The following is a 22,273-nucleotide window of genomic DNA, read 5'->3' on the forward strand; positions in this document are numbered from 1 at the left end:
CATATCTGGCGTTGACTTTTGGCACGCTGTTGAGTTCTCAAGGAACGGAAGCTTCCTTCAGACCGTTTCACCGGCCCTCCGGGCTTTCCCTTCGTCGTGTCTCCGACTCTATCAGACGCTTTCCAGTGCCTGACCCCCAGTCAGCGGGGCTTGTCTTTCCGGCTGTTCGGCCGTTCCGACGAGTGAGACATTAGCTGAACTTCGGCGGTCGAACCAAATCGGCCGCTTTCCGTTCCCGCCCCATTCCGAATGCGCACAAGTGAACGCCACGGCATGCCGTAGTCGCTCGTTTGTTTGCTGCGGAATGGTCGTCCGGGGACCGACCGGAGTCGGCGCTCACGCTCGGACAACCCGGAGAACGTTACGCACGGGTCCGGAGAGTGTCAACTCGGTGCCCTGGCGGTGGCCGGAGGGCTACTGTGGGTCGTATGACATCGCATGCGTGCACCTCTCAGTGGTGGGCCGCCTAGGGCGGCCAGGAGTCACGTATGCATCCAACGGCCGCCGCCTCGGCGGCCGTTTTCTGTTGTCCCGGCCGCGGTGGGCGGTGGTCCCGCGAACCCGACCAGGACCAGGAGACAGCAGTCATGACGCGGATTTTCAGTGGGGTCAAGCCGACCGGGCACCTCACCTTGGGGAACTACCTCGGCGCGATCCGGCGGTGGGCGGACGAGGACCAGCACCGGGCGGAGTCGCTGTTCTGCGTGGTCGACCTGCACGCGCTCACCGTCGACCACGATCCGGCGCGGGTGCGACGGCTCACCCGGCAGGCGGCGAGCCTGCTGCTGGCGGCCGGGCTCGATCCGCAGGTGTGCACGGTGTTCGTGCAGAGCCACGTCGACGAGCACGCGCGGCTGTCGTACGTCATGGAGTGCGTGGCCACCGACGGTGAGATGCGGCGCATGATCCAGTACAAGGAGAAGTCCGCGCGGGCGCAGGCGGCCGGGCAGAGCGTACGGCTGTCGCTGCTCACGTACCCGGCGCTGATGGCGGCGGACATCCTGGCGTACGGCGCCGACGAGGTGCCGGTCGGCGAGGACCAGACGCAGCATGTGGAGCTGACGCGGGTGCTGGCGGAGCGGTTCAACCAGCGGTACGGGCGGACGTTCGTCGTGCCCCGCGCCGTACGGCCCGCCGTGGCCGCGCGGGTCATGGACCTCCAGGACCCCACCGGCAAGATGGGCAAGTCGCACGACGCCACCGCCGGGATCATCTACCTGCTCGACGAGCCCGAGGCGATCACCAAGAAGGTGATGCGGGCGGTGACGGACAGCGGGGCCGGCGAGGTGGAGTACGACCGCGAGGCGCGGCCGGGCGTCGCGAATCTGCTGGACATCCTGGCGGCTTGTACGGGCAAGGAGCCGGAGACGCTGGCCGGGGAGTACACGGCGTACGGGGCCCTGAAGCGGGACACGGCGGAGGCGGTGGTGGAGCTGCTGCGGCCGTTGCGGGCGCGGCACGCCGAGTTCAGCGCCGATCCGTCGTACGTGGACGGGGTGCTGCGGGACGGCGCGGCGGCGGCGCGGGCGCTGGCCCGGCCGACCGTTGACGCGGCCTACCGGGCGGTGGGGCTGCTGCCGCTCACGTAGCCGCGGCCGTATCCGTACTGCTCCCGTGCCGCCTCGCTACCCGCGGCCGTACCCGTCGAGCCGGGTCATCCGTTGCCGGAGGCCAGCTCGCGGCTGCGGTCGCGGGCGGCTTCGAGGGCGGCGAGGAGGGCGGCGCGTACGCCGTGGTTCTCCAGCTCGCGGATGGCGTTGATGGTGGTGCCCGCCGGGGAGGTGACGGCTTCGCGGAGCTTGACCGGGTGCTCGCCGCTGTCGCGGAGCATCACGGCGGCGCCGATCGCGGACTGGACGATGAGGTCGTGGGCCTGGGCGCGCGGGAGGCCGAGCAGGATGCCCGCGTCGGTCATGGCCTCGACCAGGTAGTAGAAGTACGCGGGTCCGGAACCGGACAGGGCGGTCGCGGCGTCCTGCTGCTTCTCCGGGACGCGGAGGGTCTTGCCGACCGGCTTGAAGATGGCCTCGGTACGGGCGAGGTGGGCCTCGGTGGCGTGGCGGCCCGCCGAGATCACGGACATGCCCTCGTCCACGAGCACGGGGGTGTTCGGCATGACGCGTACGACCGCGATGCCGTCCGCGAGCCGCTCCTCGAAGAAGGCGGTCGGGATGCCGGCGGCGGCGCTGATGACGAGGCGGTCGGCCGGTACGTGCGCGGCCAGCTCGTCCAGCAGGGCGCCCATGTCCTGGGGCTTGGCCGCCAGGATGAGGGTGTCGGCGGCCTTGGCGGCCTCGGCGTTCGTGACGGCCTCGACGCCGTAACGGGCGCGCAGTTCCTCGGCGCGTTCGGGGCGGCGGGCGGTGACCAGCAGGTCCTCCGGGGCCCATCCGGCGCGGATCATGCCGGAGAGGAGGGCTTCGCCGATTTTGCCGGTGCCGAGAACGGCGACTTTCTGCTTCTGGGCGGTCATGGGGTCATCTTCGCAGGGGCGGACGGGGCAAGCGGGCCGCGTCCGCCCTTCGGTCGTACGTCCGGGCAACCGGGGTGGCTCTGCTCAGGTGGTGCGGCTCAGGTGGTGCGGCTCAGGTGGTGCGGCGGCGCAGGGTGGCCGAGCCCAGGCCGAGGGCCAGGAGGGCGCAGCAGGCGACGATGATCAGATCGCGTACGAAGTCGCCGGTGACACCCGTGTGGTGGACGATCTGGGTGGTGGCGTCGGCGGCGTACGACATGGGGAGCACGTTCGACAGGCCGCTGAGGACCGGCTGCATGTCGCCGCGCGGGACGAACAGGCCGCAGAGCAGGATCTGCGGGAGCAGCACGGCGGGCAGGAACTGCACGGCCTGGAACTCGCTGGACGCGAAGGCGCTGACGAACAGGCCGAGCGCGGTGCCGAGGAAGGCGTCGGCGAGCGCGGCGACCAGCAGCAGCCACGCCGAGCCGGTGACGTCGAGGCCGAGCGCGAGGACGGACAGGCCGGTGGCGAGCGCGGCCTGGACGACGGCGACGGCGCCGAACGCGAGCGCGTACCCGGCGAGCAGGTCGGCCTTGCCCAGCGGCATGGACAGCAGCCGCTCCAGGGTGCCCGAGGTGCGTTCGCGCAGCGTGGCGATCGACGTGACCAGGAACATCGTGATCAGCGGGAAGATGCCGAGGAGCGAGGCGCCGGCCGAGTTGTACGTCTGCGGGCTGGCGTCGAAGACGTACTTCAGCAGTGTCAGCAGCACGCACGGGACGACGAGCATCAGGGCGATCGTGCGCGGGTCGTGGCTGAGCTGGCGCAGGACGCGGCGGGCCGTGGCGAAGGTGCGGTCGAGGTTCATCGCGCGGTCGATTCTGTGGGGGTGGACTCGGCGGATTCGTTGGCACTGGCACTGGCTTGTGCGGGGGGCTTCTGCTGAGAGGCGCCGCTCGCGCCCTCGGCCTGGCCGCCCTTGGCGTCGCCGCCCTTGGCATCGCTCGCGCCGCTGGCTTCGTCGTTGGCCGCGTCGACCAGGCGCAGGAACGCCTCTTCGACGGTGTCGGAGCCGGTGCGCTCGCGCAGTGCGTCGGGGGTGTCGTCGGCGAGGATGCGGCCCTCGCGCATCAGCAGCAGGCGGTGGCAGCGTTCCGCCTCGTCCATGACGTGCGACGAGATGAGTACGGTCGCGCCGCGCTCGTCGGCCAGCCGGTGGAACAGTTCCCACAAATCCCTGCGGAGCACCGGATCGAGGCCGACCGTCGGCTCGTCCAGCACGAGCAGTTCCGGCTCGCCGAGGAGGGCCACCGCGAGGGAGACCCGGCCGCGCTGGCCGCCGGAGAGGTTGGCGGCGAGGCTGTCGGCGTGCGACATCAGGTTGACGTCCGTCAGGGCGCGTTCGACCTGGGCGGCGCGGTCGCGGTGCGCGATGCCGAGGACGGCGGCGTAGTAGTCGAGATTCTGCCGGGCGGTGAGGTCGGAGTAGACCGACGGCGCCTGCGTCACGTATCCGAGGCGCGGGCGCAGGCTGCGGTGGCCCGCCGGGTGGTCCAGCACGTTGAGGGTGCCGGTGACGTGGGCCTGCGAGCCGACGATCGCTCGCATCAGCGTGGATTTTCCGCAGCCGCTCGGTCCGAGGAGGCCGGTGATTCGGCCGGGCGGGAGGGTAAAGGAGAGGTTGTCGAGCACGGTGCGGCCACCGCGTACGACGCGGAGGCCGGCGGCCTCGATGGCGGGTCCGGGGGCTTTATTCATCATGTGATGAATAAACACCCGTGACGGGGTGCGCGTCAAGCCGTGCTCCTCCGGAGGGGGTGGGTTTTCGGGGGGCCTGGCGGCGGCTCGGTGGGGGGCCGGGGTTCCTGGGCCGGGGAGCCTGGTCGGGGGGCGGTGTTCCTGGGCCGGGGGGTCGGTGTCCTCATCCGGATGGCCGGGGTTCCTGGGGCCGGGGTTCCTGGGCCCGGGGGTCGGGGTTCCTGGGCCCGGGGGTCGGTGTCCTGGTCGGGGGTCCGGGGTCGGTCAGGGTCATCCCCTATGGCGTACGCGGTGGGGGCGAAGGATCGTTGCGGTATGAGGCGTTCATCCCGAGAAGTTGCTGCATCGCGCGTTGAGAAGCGGCAGTTGGCCGTGGCCTCGGCGACGCTTGGACCTTGGCGGCCGGCCGCTGCCGTCGGTGCGATCGGGGGTGGGGTGTCGCTTGCCCTGCACCTCGTGCACGGGCACTTCGGGCTCGGCATTCTGGCCGGGGCGCTGTCCGTGGGCGCCCTGCTTTTCTACTGCGTGGGCGGGGCCGGGGCGGTGCTCGGGTACTCCGGGGGCGCGCGGGGGCGGGATCACCGGATACGGAGGTGGGCGCGGGAGCATCCGTGGCGGGTGGCGGCTGTGCCCGGGGCGCTCATGCTTGTCAGCGACTTCGTTATTCGGGAGGTCCTGACCAGTCAGGGGTTCTTCGGGTCGCTCTGGACCGGGGTCTGGCACGGGGCTGTCGTGGCGGCTGTCGTGGGAGCCGTCGGGACCGTTTCGGCTGCGCGGCGTGCCTGAGGCTTTGACGTCTTGAGCGCTTCAGTCTTTTGAGCGCTTGACGTTTCTTGAGCGCCTGACGTCACCCGTGTCGCAATGTCGGCGCACCTCGGTGCCTGGGGGGTCTTTCCCCCCGGGCACCTTTCCTTTGCCCACCGCCCTGTCCTTGGTGTCGGTCCCGGGCCGGGGCACCTCCTCGAGCTGCGTGCTGCCTGCCCCTTTCCCATTCGTCCACGCCCTGTCGGCACGCAAATCTGCGGGGGCACCCCGCCCCGTCCCCTCCGGCCCGTCTGCGCCTGACGGTCCCCCGTGGGTGGGGGGAGGGGGTGGGGGCGGTTCGCCGTGGGGTGGGCGGAGGGGGGTGGGTACCCGCCCCCTCCGGCACGGCTGCGGATGACGGTCCGCCGTCTTGGGCGTCAGGGTCAGCCCACACTCGAAGTCCTCGCCCGCCAAGCGGCGCGAGCTCATCGGCCTCGGAGCGGTAGTTGAAGCCGACCGAGGTGAGCCGACCGTGCAGGATCCGCTCGTCCTCCGCGGCGTCGATCTCGGCGATCCGCTCGTTCAGCTCGGCGAGCGAGGCGACGTCGGGAACGGGGACCAAGTGGGTGCGGCGGAACCGGCCGCCCTCCTGTTCCACCCCGCCCTTCTCGTGGGCGCCTTCCTGACCGGGGATGCAGTAGAACGCGTCGAAGCCGTAGCGGGAGCGGAAGGCCACCCAGCGTTCGGATTCCACTCGGCTGCGGCCGGTGCAGACCTGGTTTGACCGCCGGCTTGAGGTTGTCGTAGCGGATGTGCCTGGTCGGCACCCCTCCCAGCACGCGGAAAGCTTCGACGTGGCCTTCCAGGAAGGCTTCCTGCGCTTCGAAGGCGAAGACCCGGCGGACGGCCTTGCCCGAGTACTAAAGCCGCAGCGTGAACAGGTGGCACTTGACCGTGGTGCCGGCCAGCCGGGCCCACACGTCCGCGAAGTCCACCTCGGCTTTCTCGCCCGGCAGGTGGATCTGCGGGACCATCCCGTCCTGGTGGACCCGGCCTTCGCGGGCCTCCGCTTCGATTTGCGGTGTCCCGACGAATGCTTGCGAACAGCTCGACCCGCGACAGCGCCAACCTCGGCCTCCCGACACAACCATGACCGCAGCCACGGCCCCCGACAGGCCGTGATCACTGGATCACACCCAGGCGCGGCTGTCGAACAAAGTACCTGGATTCACTCGAAAGCGGGCGAGGCGCAGGGCCGAGCGGCCGGCCAGTGGCTGCCAGGAATCCTCTGCCGAGGCGGAGCTGCACGACTCAGTCGAGCCAGACCAGCATGGCCTCGCCTGCTTGGGCGGCGGCGCCGAAGAACGGAACCAGCGGGTCGAACCACCCACGCACCCATTCCAGGGCGTCGGCCTCATCCCACAGGAGCGGGTAGATCTGCGCGGCCGTCATCTGCTCGGGATCCACGTCCCGGATCAAGTCCTGGAAGGACAAGCCGGCCAGGACTCCGGCGGCGAGCTTGACCTGGTCCGCGTCCAGGTACTTGGCCGGCCCATAGCCCCAGTCCTCGCTGGTGAACGTCTGCCCGCCATGAACGATGTCCACGGGGAAACTCGCGCGTTCGAGGAGGAATGCGATGGCGTCGAACGCCTTGTGAGTCGATAGCTGCCGTGCATCTGAGGGAGCGACGTCATTGATGCCGTCTGTCTCCATGATCTCCATGACGTACTCGAACGCCCAGTCCGGGTCCTTGACTGCCCTGGCCAGCTCGGCCGGTGTTACACGCAAGTACTCACCATTCATGCTCACCCGCGCAGAGTACGAGGCACCACCGACACTGCGATGCCCAGGAGCACTGAGGGGCAGCTGGAGCCAGATCAACCTGCCACAACCTGGAGCCCGAACTACCTGCTGCAGTGGTCCCAGAAGAACCTGCCAGAGACATCCGGGGGGTTGGGTGGGGGCGGGGATAGGTTGGGGGGATGGGGGAGTTGGGGTGGGTGGAGGGGTGGCCGGGTGACGGGATTCGGACGGGGCGGCTCTGGTTGAGGGAGCCGGAGGCGGGGGATCGGGGGGCGGTGATTGAGCTGTTCTGTTCGGCGGAGGTGGGGACCTATGTGGGAGGGCCCCGGGAGCGGGACGAGATGGAGCGGGCGGTGCCCGAGACGCCAAGGCGGCGGCACGGGCTCTTCGTGGTCGACCTCGACGGGGCGATGATCGGCATCGTCACGATCGACCGGCACGGCGCCGGGAGCAAAGGGCACGTCCGTCCGGAGGGCGAGGAACCCGAACTCGGCTACATGTTCCTGCCCGAGGCGTGGGGCCACGGATACGCCACCGAAGCCTGCGCGGCAGCGCTCAACTGGGCCGCCGAAGCGCTCCCCGGCGAGCCGGTGGTGCTCTGCACCCAGACCGCCAATACGGCATCGCTGCGCGTCGCGGAAAAGCTTGGATTCACCGAGGTCGAACGCTTCGAGGAGTACGGCGCCGAGCAGTGGTTCGGCCTGTGGACGCGCCGAGGGTGACCCCGCGCAAGTAACCCCCTCCCCCCATCAGCCACAACGGACAGGCGGACGCCGACGGGCGAGGAGGGGGCGGGCCGGGGTGCCCCCGCAGGGGGACGAACGGACAAGGCCAGAAGCAGGCGCAGGTGCCCGCAGGTTCGTCGCCCGAGGTGCCCCGGCCCGGCACCGACCAGGCACAAGCGGCACCCGCAAGGAGGAGTAGAGGGGTTCGAGTTTTTCACCGACCGCGCGCGGCGCGCTGTGGTGCTGTCCCAGGACGAGGCCATCGCCCTCGGACACGACTTCATCGGTACATAGCACGTCCTGCTCGGCTTGCTGGCGGCGGGAGAAGGCCGCGGCCTCGAGGTACTGGCGGCCCTGGAAGTGGAACCCGCCGGCCTGCGCCAAGCGGTACTCACCCGGGTGGCCAGGGAGACGTCATAGCGACGACCGGGATATGCGCCCACCGCCCGGCCGGACAGGCCCTAGGACCGGCGGCGTGCCGAGGCGGTCGCGTGCTCGGCGCGGTGCAGCGCCTCCCCCGGCGCTTCGGTGAAGGCCCGAAGGAAATAGGCGAGGAGCACGCCGAGAAAGCCGATCGCCAGAAGTCCCTGCTCGGCCCCCGCCTCCCGCCGCCGCGAAAACCCCCGCCACGTCCGCTGGAAAGCGAGAGCGCTGCACACGGCGAACCCGGCCACCGCCAGAAACGTCACAAAGGGTCCGACGTCGGCGTCGGCCAGCCCCTGAAAGCCGAACCGCAGCACCGCCGCCCCCACCGCGATGGCGACGAGGGACCCGACCGCGAGCCCGGCCCGCCGCCAGGCGTATCCGCCGTCGTGCGCGACCCACGTCGTCCCGAAGAAACGGATCGGCTCCGGCCGCGGCACCCCCTCGGCCACCCCGCCGCTTCCGCCACCGCCCCCGCCAACCCGCCGCTTCACTTCGCTCACCTCGTCCACGCCATCGATTATGACCCAGAACGGGACGTTCCCTGACACACCCGTTCGGCCGACGGTCGACGAATCGCACGACGCGATGCGTTTTCCTGACGATATGTCAGACATCCGGTCAGACGTCCCCCCGGCCTCGCCCGGGCTCCGACGCCGTCCCCCCGCCCCCCACCTCCTCCTCGGCCTGGGCGCCGCCGCCCTCACCGCCGCCGCCTGCACCCTGGCCGCCGGGTCCGGCGCGGCGACGGCCGCGGGCCCCCGCGCGGCCGAGGCGGCGACCAGCTCCCTGGTCGACCTCACCCTCGCACCCGCCCCGCCGCTCGGCCTGAGCGCCTTCCACGGCCGGTACGGCCACGCCTCCTCCGCCCCGGACGGCGGTCCGGACGGCGGTGACTTCTCCGACCCGTCCGGCGTGCTGTCGCACCTGACGGTGATCGGCGCGGTCACGGCCCGTACGGACGCGGGTCCGGGCAAGACCTCCGCGCAGGCCCAGGCGGGCGGCTTCACGCTCGGCCTGAACTCCAAGGACTTCGTCAGCGTCGGGTCGCTGGACGCGTACGCGGAGTGCGTGCCGCCGCCGGTGGGCCCGTACGCGCTCGCGTACGCGCGGACGGACGGCGGGGTGATCGACGTACTCGGCCACACCGTCCCGGTCGGGACGACCACCTTCGACGTGACCGGCGCGGAGATCGGCGCCTCCGGCATCGGCGGCGGCACGCTCACCGTGACGTACGAGCCGTACCAGCACCCGCCCGGCGGCGCCCCGACCGCCGCCACCAGCGCGGACGCGGGCGTCGACATCACCGTCAGCGGCACGTTCACCGACACGAGCGGCGCCCCGGCGTACGCGGGACCGCTGGTCGACCTCCGCCTCGGCCACGTCGCCGTCACCTGCGAGACCACCACCCCGACCCCGACGAACTCGGTCGACTCGACGACGCCGGTGCCACCGACGACGACACCGCCGACCACCGCGACGACGACGCCGACGACGCCCACCCCGACCGGCCCGGAAACCGGCGGCACGACCCCACCGCCCACCACCCCGCCCACGACATCACCGACCACCCCGCCCACCACCTCCCCGGACCCGTCGGGGACGGCCGGCACCACTCCCCCGCCGACGCCCACCGGAACCTGGACCACCCCCGGCGGCGACACCCTCCCGCACACCGGCGCCGAGGTCGGATGGGCAGCGGGACTCGCCGGCGGATCGCTGCTCCTCGGCGGCTTCCTCGTGTTCAGGACCGCCCGGGCGAGGCGCGGCCGGCACCTCTGATTTGGCATATGCCAGCGTCATTCTCTGCCCAGGGGTCATACTTACTGTCCATGGAAGGAAAATTAACGGCGCACGCCGCTGAGAACCCCGCGCGGCAGGAGCGATTCCGCACGCTGGCGCGGTATCTGATGACGCACAGCCTCCGCCGTACACTCCCCGCGCACCTGCGGGTGCGCAGGGACGTGGCGGTGGTCGTGGACGAGCGCACGGTGGCCGAACCGGACATCGTCGTGGTCGGCGCGGAGGCGGAGAACGTTGTCGTCCTCGCCGTGGAAGTCCTGCCCGCCGACGCCGACGAGAGCGAGCCTCACCCGTACGAGGAAGCGGGGGTCACGCACCTGTGGCGCGTGGAGGAGGACACCGAGACCGAGCGCCCGATGGTCTACGTGCACGAGTGGGATCCGGCCTCGCACTCGTACGCCCTCACCGGCGTGCACCGCGAGGAGCTGACCGTCCAGGTCCCGTACCGCATCAACGTCGACCTCACGGGCATCGACCACCTCTGACGTCGACCCGTACGCGTGCGCGTCAACGTGCACGAACATGTGCCCGTCCCCGCACGGATACGCGTACGTCCAGGCACAGCGCGGCCGTACGCACGACGCCCCCGCACCGGGTCACGGTGCGGGGGCGTCGTGCGTGCGCTGCCGGTGTCAGCGCTCCAGCTTGGTGATGTCGCGGACGGCGCCGCGGTCGGCGCTGGTGGCCATGGCCGCGTAGGCGCGCAGGGCCGTGGAGACCTTGCGGGTGCGGTCGCGCGGGGCGTAGACGCCGCCGAGGGCTTCGCGGCGGGCGGCCAGCTCCTCCTCGGACACCAGGAGTTCCATGGAGCGGTTGGGGATGTCGATCCGGATGCGGTCGCCGTCCTCGACCAGGGCGATGGTGCCGCCCGAGGCCGCCTCGGGTGAGGCGTGGCCGATGGACAGGCCCGACGTGCCGCCGGAGAAGCGGCCGTCGGTGACCAGGGCGCAGACCTTGCCGAGGCCGCGGCCCTTGAGGAAGGACGTGGGGTAGAGCATCTCCTGCATGCCGGGGCCGCCGCGCGGGCCCTCGTAGCGGATCACGACGACATCGCCGGGGTTGACCTGCTTGGCGAGGATCTTGTCGACGGCCTCTTCCTGCGACTCGCAGACGACGGCCGGGCCCTCGAAGGTCCAGATCGACTCGTCCACGCCCGCGGTCTTCACGACCGCGCCGTCCAGGGCGAGGTTGCCGCGCAGCACGGCCAGGCCGCCGTCGGCGGAGTAGGCGTGCGCGACGTCGCGGATGCAGCCGCCCGCGGCGTCGGTGTCCAGGGTGTCCCACCGCTCGGACTGCGAGAACGCCTCGGCGGAGCGCTTGCAGCCGGGCGCCGCGTGCCACAGCTCGACGGCCTCGTCGGAGGCGGAGCCGCCGCGCACGTCCCAGGCGTCGAGCCACTCCTTGATGGAGGGCGAGTGGACGGTGTGCACGTCCTCGTTGAGCAGCCCGCCGCGGTACAGCTCGCCGAGGATGGCGGGGATGCCGCCGGCCCGGTGGATGTCCTCCATGTAGTACGTGCCGCCGGGCGCCACGTTCGGCGCGACCTTGGCCAGGCAGGGGACGCGGCGCGAGACGGCGTTGATGTCGTCCAGGCCGTAGTCGAGCTCGGCTTCCTGGGCGGCGGCCAGCAGGTGCAGGATCGTGTTGGTGGAGCCGCCCATGGCGATGTCGAGCGCCATGGCGTTGTCGAAGGCGGCGCGGGTGGCGATGGCGCGCGGCAGCACGGACGCGTCGTCCTGCTCGTAGTGCCGCTTGGTCAGCTCCACGACGGTGCGGCCGGCGTTCTCGTACAGCGCCTTGCGGGCGGTGTGCGTGGCCAGGACCGAGCCGTTGCCGGGCAGGGCCAGGCCCATGGCCTCGGTGAGGCAGTTCATCGAGTTGGCGGTGAACATGCCGGAACAGGAGCCGCAGGTCGGGCAGGCGTTCTCCTCGATACGGAGGATGTCCTCGTCCGAGATGTTCTCGTTGACGGCGTCCGCGATGGCGTTGATCAGGTCCAGCTTGCGGACGGTGCCGTCGACCAGCGTCGCCTTGCCGGCCTCCATGGGGCCGCCGGAGACGAAGACGGTCGGGATGTTGAGGCGCAGCGCGGCCATCAGCATGCCCGGGGTGATCTTGTCGCAGTTGGAGATGCAGATCAGCGCGTCCGCGCAGTGCGCCTCGACCATGTACTCGACGGAGTCGGCGATCAGGTCGCGGGACGGCAGGCTGTAGAGCATGCCGCCGTGGCCCATCGCGATGCCGTCGTCCACGGCGATCGTGTTGAACTCGCGCGGCACCGCGCCCGCCGCGAGGATCGCCTCGGAGACGATCCGGCCGACGGGCTGAAGGTGCGTGTGACCCGGTACGAACTCGGTGAAACTGTTGGCGACCGCGATGATCGGCTTCCCGATGTCGCTGTTGGCGACGCCGGAGGCGCGCATCAGCGCGCGGGCGCCCGCCATGTTGCGGCCGTGGGTGACCGTACGTGACCTCAGCTCGGGCACGGTGTCCACTCCCTTGGGTTCACTTGGCTCGTACTGCTCCGTACTAGAGCATCGAGGGTACGCCCGTCGCCCAGGATCCGGACGTTCGGTCCGGTATGCGGGACGTGCGGTCCCATGGGGCTGTACGGGGGCGGGGTCCTACGGGTGGACGTCGGCGGCGGTGAGGTAGCGCTGGAGGACCGGGCCGACCATGGCGACGATGTCCTCGGGGTCGGCGGAGGCCATCGGCTCCACCCGCACGATGTACCGCAGCATGATGATCCCGACGAGCTGGGCGGCGGCGAGCTGCACGCGGAACTCGGCGTCGGGCACGTCGAGGCCGCCCGCGAGGCGGGCCAGGACGCGGCGGCTGACCAGGCCGCGGAAGACCGCGGCGGCCGTCTCGTTGGTGACCGCGGACCGGACGATGGCCAGCAGCGGCTCGCGCGAGACCGGGTTCTCCCAGATCCGCAGCATCAGCCGGGCCACCCGCTCGCCCATGCCGTCGACGCCGCCCGCCACGACGAGGTCGGGGATGTTCATGGCGGGCGCGAAGGACAGCTCGATGGCGGCGCCGAAGATCTGTTCCTTCGTGCCGAAGTAGTGGTGGACGAGGGCGGAGTCGACGCCCGCCGCCTTGCCGATCGAGCGGACGGAGGTCTTGTCGTAGCCGCGGGCGGAGAACTCCTCGCGGGCGGCGGCGAGGATACGGTCACGGGTCTCGGCGGTCCCGGCCTTGGTGCCCGCGGGACGGCCGCGGCGGCGGCCGGCCGGCTTGCCGGACTCCTGGGGGCCCTCGGATTCCTGGGGCTCGTCGGGTTCCGGGAAGCCGGGGGACGCCTTCGCCGTACTCACGCCGGACCACCGCCGACCGGCGCCGGTGTCGCGTAGTGCAGCCGGGTGAAGGCCAGCGCCTCCGCCAGGTCGGCCTCGCGCTCGGCCCTCGACATCGCCCGCCGGGTGGTCACCTCGACCACCACATGGCCGTCGTAGTCGCTCGCCGCCAGCGCCGCCAGCAGCTCCGCGCACGGCAGATTCCCGCGTCCCGGCACCAGGTGCTCGTCCTTGGCGGAGCCCGTGCTGTCGCCGAGATGGACGTGCACCATCCGCTCGGCCATCCTCGCCATCAGCGCGAACGGCTCGGTACGGGAGGTCGCCGCGTGCGAGAAGTCCACGGTCAGGTGGCGGTAGTCGTCGTTGGTGACGTCCCAGTCGGGCGCGTACGCCTGCATCTCGCGGTCCCGGTAGCGCCACGGGTACATGTTCTCGACCGCGAACCGTACGTCCGTCTCGTCCGCCATCCGCCAGATCCCGGCGACGAAGTCCCTGGCGTAGCCGCGCTGCCAGCGGAACGGCGGGTGCACCACGACGGTCGAGGCGCCCAGCGTCTCGGCCGCCGCGCGGGCCCGCTGGAGCTTGACCCACGGGTCGGCGGACCAGACGCGCTGCGCGATCAGCAGGCACGGCGCGTGGACGGCCAGGATCGGCATCCGGTGGAAGTCCGACAGGCGGCGCAGCGCGTCCACGTCCTGGCTGATCGGGTCGGTCCACACCATCACCTCGACGCCGTCGTAGCCGAGGCGGGCGGCGATCTCGAAGGCGGTGGCGGTGGAGGCCGGGTAGACGGAGGCGGTGGACAGGACGATCTTCGACGTGCCGCCGCGGGGCCCCGCGGTCGGGGCGAGACGTTCCCGCGCGTGCTGCGCGCGCTGCCCCGTACGCCATTCGCGTCTCAGGGCGGCGTCCGTCGTCCGGCCGTCCGTCTTCCGGCCCGCTGGTTCAGCCACGGGAAACAGCGTACGGCGGCGGCCGGGGCGGAAGGGGCAGGTGCCGGGGGGTGCGGGGGGACTGTCGCCGATCTCACGGCGGGGCGCGGCGGGCGCGGCGGACCGGCTCAGTCGCCCCAGCGGGCCAGGGCCGCCCCCGGTCCGGCGTCGTTCACCATCAGGTCGAGCTTGCGCAGGATGACGCCCTCGCGCAGGGCCCAGGGGCAGATCTCCAGCTCCTCGACGCCGAAGAGGTCCATCGCGGCGTCCGCGACCAGGGCGCCCGCCAGGAGCTGCCCGGCCCGGCCGACCGAGACGCCCGGCAGGGTGCTGCGCTGGGCCGCCGTCATCTCCGCGAGCCGCGGCACCCACTCCTCCAGCGCGCCGCGCCGCAGCCGGCGCTGGGCGTACAGGCCGTCGGCGGAGCGGGCCGCGCCCGCGAGCCTGGCGAGCTGCTTGAACGTCTTGGACGTGCCCACCGCGTGGTCGGGCCGGCCGAAGCGGGCGAAGTCCGGGACCGTACGGGCGATCTCGGCGCGTACGTGCCTGCGCAGCGACCGTACGTCGTGGGCGGTCGGCGGGTCGCCCGGCAGCCACGCACCGGTCAGGCGTCCCGCGCCGAGCGGCAGGGACACGGCCGCGTCCGGGTACTCGTCCATGCCGTAGCCGACCTCCAGCGACCCGCCGCCGATGTCCAGCACCAGCAGCCGCCCGGCCGACCAGCCGAACCAGCGGCGTACGGCGAGGAACGTCAGCCGCGACTCGTCCTCGCCGGACAGGACGGTGAGGCGTACGCCCGTCTCCGCGTCCACCCGGGCCAGGACGGCCTCGCCGTTCGCCGCCTCCCGCACCGCGGAGGTCGCGAAGGACAGCACGTCCTCGGCGCCCTTGTCCTCCGCCACGCGCAGCGCGTCCGCGATCGTGGCGACCAGGCGGTCGACGCCGGCGGCGCTGATCGCGCCGTGCTCGTCGAGGAGTTCGGCCAGGCGCAGCTCCGCCTTGTGCGAGTACGCGGGGAGCGGGCGCGCGCCCGGGTGCGCGTCCACCACCAACAGGTGGACGGTGTTGGAACCCACGTCGAGCACTCCGAGTCGCATGGGCAAGACGCTAGCGCGCCGACGTGGGTGTCCGTTCCGCGGGCCGCGCGGGGCCGCCGGGCGGTGGCGCGCGGGCGATCCGCGACCCGTTGGCGACCATTCGGCGCATTCCGGTCTTACTCTTGGGCGCGTGGCGAAGGTGAAGGCCCTCAAGGCCAAGAAGAAGAGTGCAGGCACGGTCCGCGACGAGGTGGGGCTGGACTTCGCCCGCGCCTGGGTCGAATTCGCCGATCCGGCCGACGAGGAGCAGGTCTTCCGCTGCGACCTCACGTGGCTCACCTCGCGCTGGACGTGCGTCTTCGGCAGCGGCTGCCAAGGGATCGTGGCGGGGCGCGCGGACGACGGGTGCTGTTCGCTGGGCGCGCACTTCTCGGACGACGACGACGAGAAGCGGGTGGCCGGGCATGTGGCCAGGCTCACGCCGGAGACGTGGCAGTTCCACGCCGAGGGCGCCGACGGCGCGTGGGCGATGGAGAACGAGGAGGGCGAGCGGCAGACGCGTGTCGTGGACGGGGCGTGTGTCTTCTCCAACCGGGCCGGGTTCGCGGGCGGCCAGGGGTGCGCGCTGCACGCGCTGGCCCTGCGGGAGGGGCGCGAGCCGCTGGAGACGAAGCCGGACGTGTGCTGGCAGTTGCCGATCCGGCGGACTTTCGACTGGGTGGACCGGCCGGACGATTCGCGGGTGCTGGTCGTGTCGATCGGGGAGTACGACCGGCGGGGGTGGGGGCCGGGGGGCCACGACCTGCACTGGTGGTGCACGTCGGCGACGTCCGCGCACGGTGCCGGTGACCCGGTCTACGTGTCGTACCGCCCGGAGCTGACGGAACTCATGGGTCCCGACGCCTACGCCGTGCTCGCTGCGCTGTGCGAGTCCCGCCTGTCCACCCCCCACCTTCCTCTTCTGGCCCCCCACCCCGCCGACCCCGCTTCCTAGGGCCCTCTTGTGCGTGGGGGCGGCTGGGGGGGTCGGTCCCGGCACCGTCCGGGCGCCCTCTTGTGCGTGGGGTCGGTCCCGGTACGGGGTACCTCCTCGAGCTGCGTGCTGCCTGCTCCCGCGCATCCGTCAACGCCCTGTCGGCACGCAAATCTGCGGGGGCACCCCGCACCGTCCCCTCCGGTGCGTCGGCGCCCGACGGTTCGTGGGGGTGGATGGGGCCGGGCACGGGGGCTGCGGGGGGGGGTTGACGCCCCACACGGTGGTCAAAGGGGACGTGTTCGATGTTCGGGGGGGAGGCGCTTTGCGGGGTGTCGTCAGCCGAGGTGGCGGAGGGTGTCGGAGATGGTGGACCGGAAGGTCTGGAGGGCGTGGAGGCCGGCGGTGTAGCGGTCCTGGTGGGCGGCGATGTCGGCGGTCTGCTGCTGGGCGCGTACGGCGTGCAGGAGTTGGGCGGTGTGGTGGCGGCGCTGGCAGGTGACGTCGGCGACGGCGGTGCGCCGCTCGGTCGGGGTGTGCGTGGTGTTGCCGTCGCTGCCGCGATGCCACGCCTTGTCCCCGAAGGCCGCGAGCGGGTCGGAGTAGCGGGCGAACCCCTGGCCGGCCACGCAGCGGGACCACGCGTCCCAGGCCGCGAGCAAGCGGGGATCGCGTTTGACGGCCTTGTCGATCTCGACCGAGCGCGTGCTCGCGTAGAGCCAGTCCCGTTTGACGTCGATCCCGCGCATCAGCCGCCGGTTCGCCTCCACGTTGCAGGCCGGAAAGTCCGCGTACTCGGCCTGGGTCATCCGACGGCCCTGCGGCCGCGTGGGAGTGGACTTCGCCGGGTCCCATCCGTAGCCCCAGCGGCTCGCGTTGGCGAGGTCGAGTGCGCCGTAGCCAGTGCTGACCGCGGTGAGCACGGTGGGGTCGACGGGGTAGCGCGGATCGAGCGGAAAGTCCGCGTGCCCGCGTTTCGCCATGCACTGCCGGACCAGCAACGCCGTTGCCCGCTTCTCCCGTTGATAGTCCTCGGGCGTGTAGTTATAACGATCCGCCGGAAGCGGCCCAAGCCCCACCGTCGCACGGACCGCCTCCGCCCGCTCCGGCCCCGAGGCAGCCACCCCCGCCAGCACCGCCACCCCCACCACGGCCCCAAGCCGCCACCCCCGCGTCCCCATGCCCCCGGATGCTAGCCCCCGCCCCACCCGAGCCCACCCACCCCCCTCCGCCGACTGCCACCGGACAGGCGGACACCGACGTACCCAAGCCCCCCACCCCCTCCCCCCCCCAGCCACAGCGGACAGGCGGACGCCGACGTACCCAAGCCCACCCACCCCCTCCCCCCCACCCCCACCGGACAGGCGGACGCCGACGGGCGAGGAGGGGACGGGCCGGGGTGCCCCCGCAGGGGGACGAACGGACAAGGGCTGGACGTTTTCGAAGTGGGTGCACGTTCGTCGCCCGAGGAGGTGCCCCGGACCGGCACCGACCAGGCACAAGCGGCACCCGCAGACGAAGAAAGCACCCGCACGGGCGGGCGGGCGAGAAAAATAAGCAAGATGAGGACACACGCGGTGATCGCCTCCCCCGTAGGCGACCTGACAGTGGTCCGCGAGGGCCCCGCCCTCGTAGGGCTCTACTTCGAGGGCCACAAACGAAGGCCCAACAAAACCACCTTCGGCGAACGCGCCGACGAATCCTTCGACGACGTACGCCACCAGCTCAAGGAATACTTCGCCGGAACCCGGCACACCTTCGACCTCGAACTGACCCCGGAGGGCAACGAGTTCCAGCGCCGCGTCTGGACCCTGCTGACCCGCATCCCGTACGGAGAAACCCGCTCCTACGGCGACCTCGCCCGCCAGCTCGGCGACATTTCCCTCTCCCAGGCCGTCGGCGCCGCGAACGGCCTGAACCCCTTGTCGGTGATCGTCCCGTGCCACCGCGTGGTGGCGGCCGACGGAAACCTGCGCGGCTACGCGGGCGGCCTCGCCCGCAAGCGGTACCTGCTGGAACTGGAGGAGCCCGACGCCGCCTCGGCGGACCGCCTCTTCTGAAGCGAACCGCAGTTCCGCGGCGAACCGCACCTCCGAAGCGAACCGCAGTTCCGCGGCGGACCGCAGTTCCGAAGCGGACCGCAGGTCCAAAAGCCCCCCGCGAAAGCCACCTCACGTTTCGGCGCCCCCACGCGTTTACCCCATGTGAGCAAGCCACTGTTCGAACAGATCGTGACCGACCACGGGCCGATGGTGCTCCGGGTGGTCCGGGCCGTCGTGGGCCCGCACGACGCGCAGGACGCGTGGTCGGAGACCTTCCTGGCCGCGCTGCGGGCGTACCCGGAGCTGCCCGCGGACGCGAACGTCGAGGCGTGGCTGGTGACCATCGCGCACCGCAAGGCCGTCGACATCACGCGGGGCAACGCGCGCCGCGCGACACCGCTGGCGGAGCTGCCCGAGCGGGCGAGCCGCACCGGGCGGCCCGAGGACTGGGACCCGGATCTGTGGACGGCGCTGAAGGCGCTGCCGGAGCGGCAGCGACAGACGGTCGCGTACCACTACCTGGCGGGCCTGCCGTACAAGGACATCGCCGCCGTGACGGGCGGCAGCCCGGACGCGGCGCGCAGGGCCGCCGCCGACGGGGTGAAGGCCCTGCGCCGCAGCTATCCGCGGGACACCGCGGGAGGAGGAGACCCCTCATGAAGGACGCGAACGACACGAACGACACGCAGGACGTGCAGGACGTGCAGGACACGAACGACACGGCCGCCCAGCTCCTGGAAGCCCTCGCCGCGCAGGACGACGCGACGATGGACCGGCTCCACGAGCGCCTGGCGGCGGAAGCCGGGCAAGCCGGGCTGCTGGACGTCGCGTACCGGACGCTGGACAGCCCGGTGGGCCCGCTGCTGCTGGCGGCGACCGAGAAGGGCCTGGTCCGCGTGGCGTTCGCCGTGCAGGACCACGCGGCGGTGCTCCAGCAGCTCGCGGACACCATCAGCCCGCGGGTGCTGCGCGCCCCGCGGCGGCTGGACGCGGTGAGCCGCCAGCTCGACGAGTACTTCACCGGGCAGCGCCGCGGCTTCGAAGTCCCCCTGGACTGGCGGCTGTCGAAGGGCTTCAGGCGCGAGGTGCTGACGCACCTGCCCGACATCGCGTACGGCAGGACGGCGAGTTACGCGCAGGTGGCGGCGGCGGCGGGCAGTCCGCGGGCGGTCCGCGCGGTGGGTACGGCGTGCGCGCTCAACCCGCTGCCGCTGGTGGTGCCGTGCCACCGGGTGGTGCGCTCGGACGGTTCGGCCGGGCAGTACGCGGGCGGCGCCGACGCCAAGCACCTGCTGCTGGAGCTGGAGACGGCCGCCTGAGGCGGGCGTGACGTCCCGCGTCAACGGCCGTACGGACCATGGCCGTTACGGCAGCACCCCGTCCTCCGTCCGCAGCAGCCGCAGAAACGCCTTCAGACCGGCGATGATCTCGGTGTTGTCGGTCAGCCGGTTCACCGTCGCCTCGAACTCCCGCGCCAGCGCGGCGATCCGGCGGTCGGTCCCGTCGGCCCGCGCGTAGACCGACAGGCCCAACGCGTCGACCGCGGACCGGAGTTCGCCGAGCGCGTGGTACTGCTCCTCGGCCTTGCCCTCCAGGACCTTGGCGCCGCTCTCGACGCGGGTGACGGTGGCGCGCAGGGCGAGGACGTCGTCGCGCGGGTAGGTGACGTCCTTCAAGAGGGTGCCGAGGCGGCGCCGCAGCGCCGCGAACCAGGCGCCCGCGGGCCGGAAGACGGTGCTCAGCAGGAAGAATCCGGCGAGCCAGTAGCCTGCGGCGCGGCCGGTCGCCGCGGCGACGGCGACCGCGAGGGCGGCCGTGACGAGGTGTCCCGCGAGGGCGACGCGCAGCATCAGGCGGGCGATCCGCCCGGCCTCGGTGTCGCGTTCCGGGGAGACGGTCAGGCCCTTTTCGCGGCTGGTCCGGATCTCGGCGAGGACGGCGTGGGCGCGGAAGTAGAGGTTCCACGGCACGGTCAGCAGAAGGAGCAGCCAGAGCAGGCCGAGCAGGCCCGCGGCGGTGCCGAGGACGGTGGACAGCGGTGCGCCGACGGCGTGGACGACGGCGAGTGTTCCGACGGTGACGAGGGTGACCACGACCGTGCCGGTGAATTTCCCCATGCCGCTCATCGTCCCGCCGCGCGGGCGGCCCGGCATGAGTACGGCTACTCAGGAGTAACACCCTCTCGCCGTACGGCTATCCGGCCGGGCTCGGCGACTCCGGCGCGGTGCTGGGGGCGTCGGTCGTGGGCGGCGCGGTCGTCGGCGGAGGTGTCGTCGGGGGCGGGGTGGTGGGCGGCGGGGTCGTCGGCGGAGGCGTGGTCGGCGGGGGCGTCGTCGGGGAGGACGAGGACGGCGGCGGGGTGGTCGGGGAGTCGGAGGCGGGCGGCGGCACATTGCGGGTGGAGGAGCCGCGCAGGATCACGGTCGCGTGCGCCGGGGAGAAGGCGATGCGGGCGGTCCAGGAGCCGGAGGGCTCCAGGGCGTGGTCGACGCTCAGGGTGAGAGTGACCGATTCTCCGGGCCGCAGGTCGCCCGAGGTCGCGGAGAGCCGGATCCAGAACGCGGCGGTGTCGGCCGTCCAGTGCACGGGGGCCGCGCCGCGCGCGGTCAGGGTGACGGTGGTGCCGCTGGCGGTGACGGTGAGCGTACTGCCGCCGGGGGACGCCGAGCCGGCGGCCGTGGGGTCGGTCGAGACGGTCGTGGTGAGGACCGGCGCCGGGGTGTCCGTACCGCCGGAGTGCTGGGGGTCGGGGGCCTGCCGGGAGCTGCCCGCCTCCTGGTACGGGTCGCCGTTGAGACCGTCGGGCTCGCTGGCGGCGCGGTCCGTGCCGGGCGCGTCGGCGCCGAGCGGCGCCGCGTGGTAGGCGGCCCACAGGGCGAGTACGGGCGCGGCGACGACGGCCGCGACGACCGTACTGGTGACGGCCCGGTGCCTGAGCTGCGCGCGGCGGGCGGCGCGGTCCTTGAGGTCCATGGGGAAGCCGCGCCGGTCGAAGCGCGGGGTGGCGTCGCGGGAGCGCCCGGCCCCGGCGTCCATGGCGTGCAGCAGGGCGGCGTACGCGGCCGAGCGCGGCGCCTCGATGAGGGCGAGCACGGCGGTGGACCCGGCCCCCGGAGCGCCCGGTACGCCCGAGGCCCCCGGCCAGGGCCCCGCGGCGACGACGCGTTCCGCCGTACGCCTGCACACCGGGCAGTCGTCGACGTGCCTGACGAGTTCCGTGCGCAGCGCCGTACCGAGCAACACCTTGGTCTCGCCCGCGATCTGGGCGAGGGCGGCACAGTTGCCGGTGTCCACGACGGACAGCGCGGTGCGGGTCCGCTCCACCTCGCAGGCGGCGCGGGCGAGCAGGCCGCGCGCGGTGTCGGCGTCGATGCCGAGGACGGCGGCGACTTCGTGCGGCGGGAGTTGGTGGCGGACCGCCAACTCCAGGGCCTCGCGCTGCTCGGGCGTGGTGCCCGCGGCCTCGGGCCAGGCGAGCGCGGCGAGTTGGGCGTGCCGCTGCTCGGCGACGGCGACCGACGTGCTCGGCGGCTCCGGCGGCCCGGCGGCGAGCCGGCGCAGGCAGGTCCAGCGGGCGAGCGCGTACAGCCAGGGGCGGAGCAGCTTCGGGTCGCGCAGGTGGCCGCGCTGCCGTTCGGCGAGCGCCAGCACCTCGCCGAGCGCCCCGGCCGCCGCGTCGTGCTCGCACAGGATCGACAGGCAGTACGTGAACAGGCCGTCCAGATACGGCTCGTAGTGCGCGGGCGGCTGCATGGGGAGCGTGCCGTGCGGGCGTTGACGGTCGTGCGCCTTGTGCGTCGCTTCCCGGCGGACATCCTTGCGGGCGTCCTTGCGGGCGTCCTTGCGGGTGTCCTTGCGCGACGGCTCCTTGCGGGCGGCCTTGCGCGCGTCGCCGCGGGCCTCCTTGCGGGACACGCGCGCTCCCTCCACGCGCGGTCCCTCCGGACGCGGCGCCTCGGTGCGCGGCGCCTCGCCGCCCGGCGTGTCCTTGCGGGCGGCCCGGCCGGCCGGCGCGCGGTGCTTGCGGTGTGCGCCGGTCGTCTGGTTCTGGGTGGGGGTCTCCTGCCTGCTCATCACCGGGCGACGGTAGGCCCGGTACGGCCCCCGGTTCAGCTCTCCTGGCGTGCATTAATCCTTATGGGTAGTGATGCTGCCCAAAAGGGGACAGCTCCGTCATTCTTACGAGTGAACGCACGTGCGCGCGCTCGATGTCCGCGCCGCACGCCCCCTTGAGCGCCCCCGGCAGCCGCAGGAGCCGGTCCGGCCGCCTTGTCGGACC

22 protein-coding genes are annotated in these 22,273 nt (G+C 72.3%); 10 read left to right on the forward strand and 12 right to left on the reverse strand.

Going from position 1 to position 22,273, the window contains the following annotated elements:
• Window positions 1-587: 587 nt before the first annotated feature.
• The gene (trpS, locus tag ACFZAM_RS25590; RefSeq protein ID WP_391049598.1) at window positions 588-1,589 is read left to right on the forward strand and encodes a tryptophan--tRNA ligase; all 1,002 of its coding nucleotides are present in this window, start codon (window positions 588-590) and stop codon (window positions 1,587-1,589) included.
• Between the two features lie 65 nt (window positions 1,590-1,654).
• Here the strand turns inward: trpS and proC are convergent, their stop codons facing one another.
• The 3 genes from proC to ACFZAM_RS25605 form a co-directional block, all read right to left on the reverse strand.
• The gene (gene proC / locus ACFZAM_RS25595) at window positions 1,655-2,473 is read right to left on the reverse strand and encodes a pyrroline-5-carboxylate reductase (RefSeq protein WP_355350229.1); all 819 of its coding nucleotides are present in this window, start codon (window positions 2,471-2,473) and stop codon (window positions 1,655-1,657) included.
• A gap of 112 nt (window positions 2,474-2,585) precedes the next feature.
• On the reverse strand, window positions 2,586-3,323 hold the full coding sequence (locus ACFZAM_RS25600; RefSeq protein ID WP_355350226.1) for an ABC transporter permease: 738 nt from the start codon (window positions 3,321-3,323) through the stop codon (window positions 2,586-2,588).
• On the reverse strand, window positions 3,320-4,216 hold the full coding sequence (locus ACFZAM_RS25605) for an ABC transporter ATP-binding protein (RefSeq protein ID WP_355350223.1): 897 nt from the start codon (window positions 4,214-4,216) through the stop codon (window positions 3,320-3,322). The genes ACFZAM_RS25600 and ACFZAM_RS25605 overlap by 4 nt, the downstream gene beginning before the upstream one ends.
• A gap of 1,273 nt (window positions 4,217-5,489) precedes the next feature.
• Here ACFZAM_RS25605 and ACFZAM_RS25610 point away from each other — a divergent pair.
• Window positions 5,490-5,741, forward strand: coding sequence for a hypothetical protein (locus ACFZAM_RS25610; RefSeq protein ID WP_391049601.1), 252 nt, complete (start codon window positions 5,490-5,492; stop codon window positions 5,739-5,741).
• Between the two features lie 527 nt (window positions 5,742-6,268).
• Here the strand turns inward: ACFZAM_RS25610 and ACFZAM_RS25615 are convergent.
• Entirely contained in the window at window positions 6,269-6,760 is a 492-nt protein-coding gene (locus ACFZAM_RS25615) for a DUF1877 family protein (RefSeq protein ID WP_391049782.1), read from the reverse strand.
• 179 nt (window positions 6,761-6,939) lie between these two features.
• Between ACFZAM_RS25615 and ACFZAM_RS25620 the strand changes: the two genes are divergently transcribed.
• On the forward strand, window positions 6,940-7,482 hold the full coding sequence (locus ACFZAM_RS25620; RefSeq protein WP_391049602.1) for a GNAT family N-acetyltransferase: 543 nt from the start codon (window positions 6,940-6,942) through the stop codon (window positions 7,480-7,482).
• 303 nt (window positions 7,483-7,785) lie between these two features.
• Complete coding sequence (locus tag ACFZAM_RS25625) at window positions 7,786-7,905, forward strand: hypothetical protein (RefSeq protein WP_391049784.1); 120 nt, start codon at window positions 7,786-7,788, stop codon at window positions 7,903-7,905.
• Window positions 7,906-7,946: 41 nt separating this feature from the next.
• On the opposite strand, the gene ACFZAM_RS25630 is transcribed toward ACFZAM_RS25625, so the two are convergent.
• Entirely contained in the window at window positions 7,947-8,420 is a 474-nt protein-coding gene (locus ACFZAM_RS25630; protein WP_391049604.1) for a hypothetical protein, read from the reverse strand.
• Between the two features lie 94 nt (window positions 8,421-8,514).
• Between ACFZAM_RS25630 and ACFZAM_RS25635 the strand changes: the two genes are divergently transcribed.
• A complete protein-coding gene (locus tag ACFZAM_RS25635; RefSeq protein WP_391049606.1) occupies window positions 8,515-9,690 on the forward strand; it encodes an LPXTG cell wall anchor domain-containing protein in 1,176 nt (391 codons plus the stop codon).
• A 50-nt stretch (window positions 9,691-9,740) separates the two neighbouring features.
• Complete coding sequence (locus ACFZAM_RS25640; RefSeq protein WP_355350205.1) at window positions 9,741-10,196, forward strand: Uma2 family endonuclease; 456 nt, start codon at window positions 9,741-9,743, stop codon at window positions 10,194-10,196.
• A 147-nt stretch (window positions 10,197-10,343) separates the two neighbouring features.
• Here the strand turns inward: ACFZAM_RS25640 and ilvD are convergent, their stop codons facing one another.
• The 4 genes from ilvD to ACFZAM_RS25660 form a co-directional block, all read right to left on the reverse strand.
• Complete coding sequence (ilvD, locus tag ACFZAM_RS25645; RefSeq protein WP_391049609.1) at window positions 10,344-12,197, reverse strand: dihydroxy-acid dehydratase; 1,854 nt, start codon at window positions 12,195-12,197, stop codon at window positions 10,344-10,346.
• 138 nt (window positions 12,198-12,335) lie between these two features.
• Complete coding sequence (locus ACFZAM_RS25650; protein WP_391049611.1) at window positions 12,336-13,031, reverse strand: TetR family transcriptional regulator; 696 nt, start codon at window positions 13,029-13,031, stop codon at window positions 12,336-12,338.
• Window positions 13,028-13,822: a sugar phosphate isomerase/epimerase gene (locus tag ACFZAM_RS25655; RefSeq protein ID WP_355350235.1), complete on the reverse strand. Its 795-nt coding sequence runs from the start codon at window positions 13,820-13,822 to the stop codon at window positions 13,028-13,030. Before ACFZAM_RS25655 ends, ACFZAM_RS25650 begins: the two co-directional genes overlap by 4 nt.
• A gap of 248 nt (window positions 13,823-14,070) precedes the next feature.
• On the reverse strand, window positions 14,071-15,039 hold the full coding sequence (locus ACFZAM_RS25660) for a Ppx/GppA family phosphatase (RefSeq protein ID WP_391049613.1): 969 nt from the start codon (window positions 15,037-15,039) through the stop codon (window positions 14,071-14,073).
• Between the two features lie 130 nt (window positions 15,040-15,169).
• On the opposite strand from ACFZAM_RS25660, the gene ACFZAM_RS25665 reads away from it, so the two are divergent.
• Window positions 15,170-15,973 carry a hypothetical protein gene (locus tag ACFZAM_RS25665; protein WP_391049614.1) on the forward strand — a complete coding sequence of 268 codons (804 nt, stop codon included), beginning with the start codon at window positions 15,170-15,172 and terminating at the stop codon, window positions 15,971-15,973.
• A 317-nt stretch (window positions 15,974-16,290) separates the two neighbouring features.
• Here the strand turns inward: ACFZAM_RS25665 and ACFZAM_RS25670 are convergent, their stop codons facing one another.
• Window positions 16,291-16,935, reverse strand: coding sequence for a hypothetical protein (locus tag ACFZAM_RS25670; RefSeq protein ID WP_391049616.1), 645 nt, complete (start codon window positions 16,933-16,935; stop codon window positions 16,291-16,293).
• Between the two features lie 579 nt (window positions 16,936-17,514).
• Here ACFZAM_RS25670 and ACFZAM_RS25675 point away from each other — a divergent pair.
• The 3 genes from ACFZAM_RS25675 to ACFZAM_RS25685 all read left to right on the forward strand — a co-directional run bounded on the left by ACFZAM_RS25675 (window position 17,515) and on the right by ACFZAM_RS25685 (window position 19,313).
• Window positions 17,515-18,012, forward strand: a complete 498-nt coding sequence (locus tag ACFZAM_RS25675) for a methylated-DNA--[protein]-cysteine S-methyltransferase (protein WP_355342321.1) — start codon at window positions 17,515-17,517, stop codon at window positions 18,010-18,012.
• A gap of 144 nt (window positions 18,013-18,156) precedes the next feature.
• Window positions 18,157-18,654 (forward strand): sigma-70 family RNA polymerase sigma factor, encoded by a 498-nt coding sequence (locus tag ACFZAM_RS25680; protein ID WP_355342318.1) that lies wholly within the window; start codon window positions 18,157-18,159, stop codon window positions 18,652-18,654.
• On the forward strand, window positions 18,651-19,313 hold the full coding sequence (locus ACFZAM_RS25685; RefSeq protein ID WP_391049618.1) for a methylated-DNA--[protein]-cysteine S-methyltransferase: 663 nt from the start codon (window positions 18,651-18,653) through the stop codon (window positions 19,311-19,313). Before ACFZAM_RS25680 ends, ACFZAM_RS25685 begins: the two co-directional genes overlap by 4 nt.
• A gap of 45 nt (window positions 19,314-19,358) precedes the next feature.
• On the opposite strand, the gene ACFZAM_RS25690 is transcribed toward ACFZAM_RS25685, so the two are convergent.
• Window positions 19,359-20,111, reverse strand: coding sequence for a hypothetical protein (locus ACFZAM_RS25690; protein ID WP_355342312.1), 753 nt, complete (start codon window positions 20,109-20,111; stop codon window positions 19,359-19,361).
• Window positions 20,112-20,187: 76 nt separating this feature from the next.
• A complete protein-coding gene (locus ACFZAM_RS25695) occupies window positions 20,188-22,068 on the reverse strand; it encodes a hypothetical protein (RefSeq protein ID WP_391049620.1) in 1,881 nt (626 codons plus the stop codon).
• Between the last annotated feature and the right edge of the window lie 205 nt (window positions 22,069-22,273).

The organism is Streptomyces sp. NPDC008079 (genome assembly GCF_042957385.1).
Lineage (GTDB): Bacteria > Actinomycetota > Actinomycetes > Streptomycetales > Streptomycetaceae > Actinacidiphila.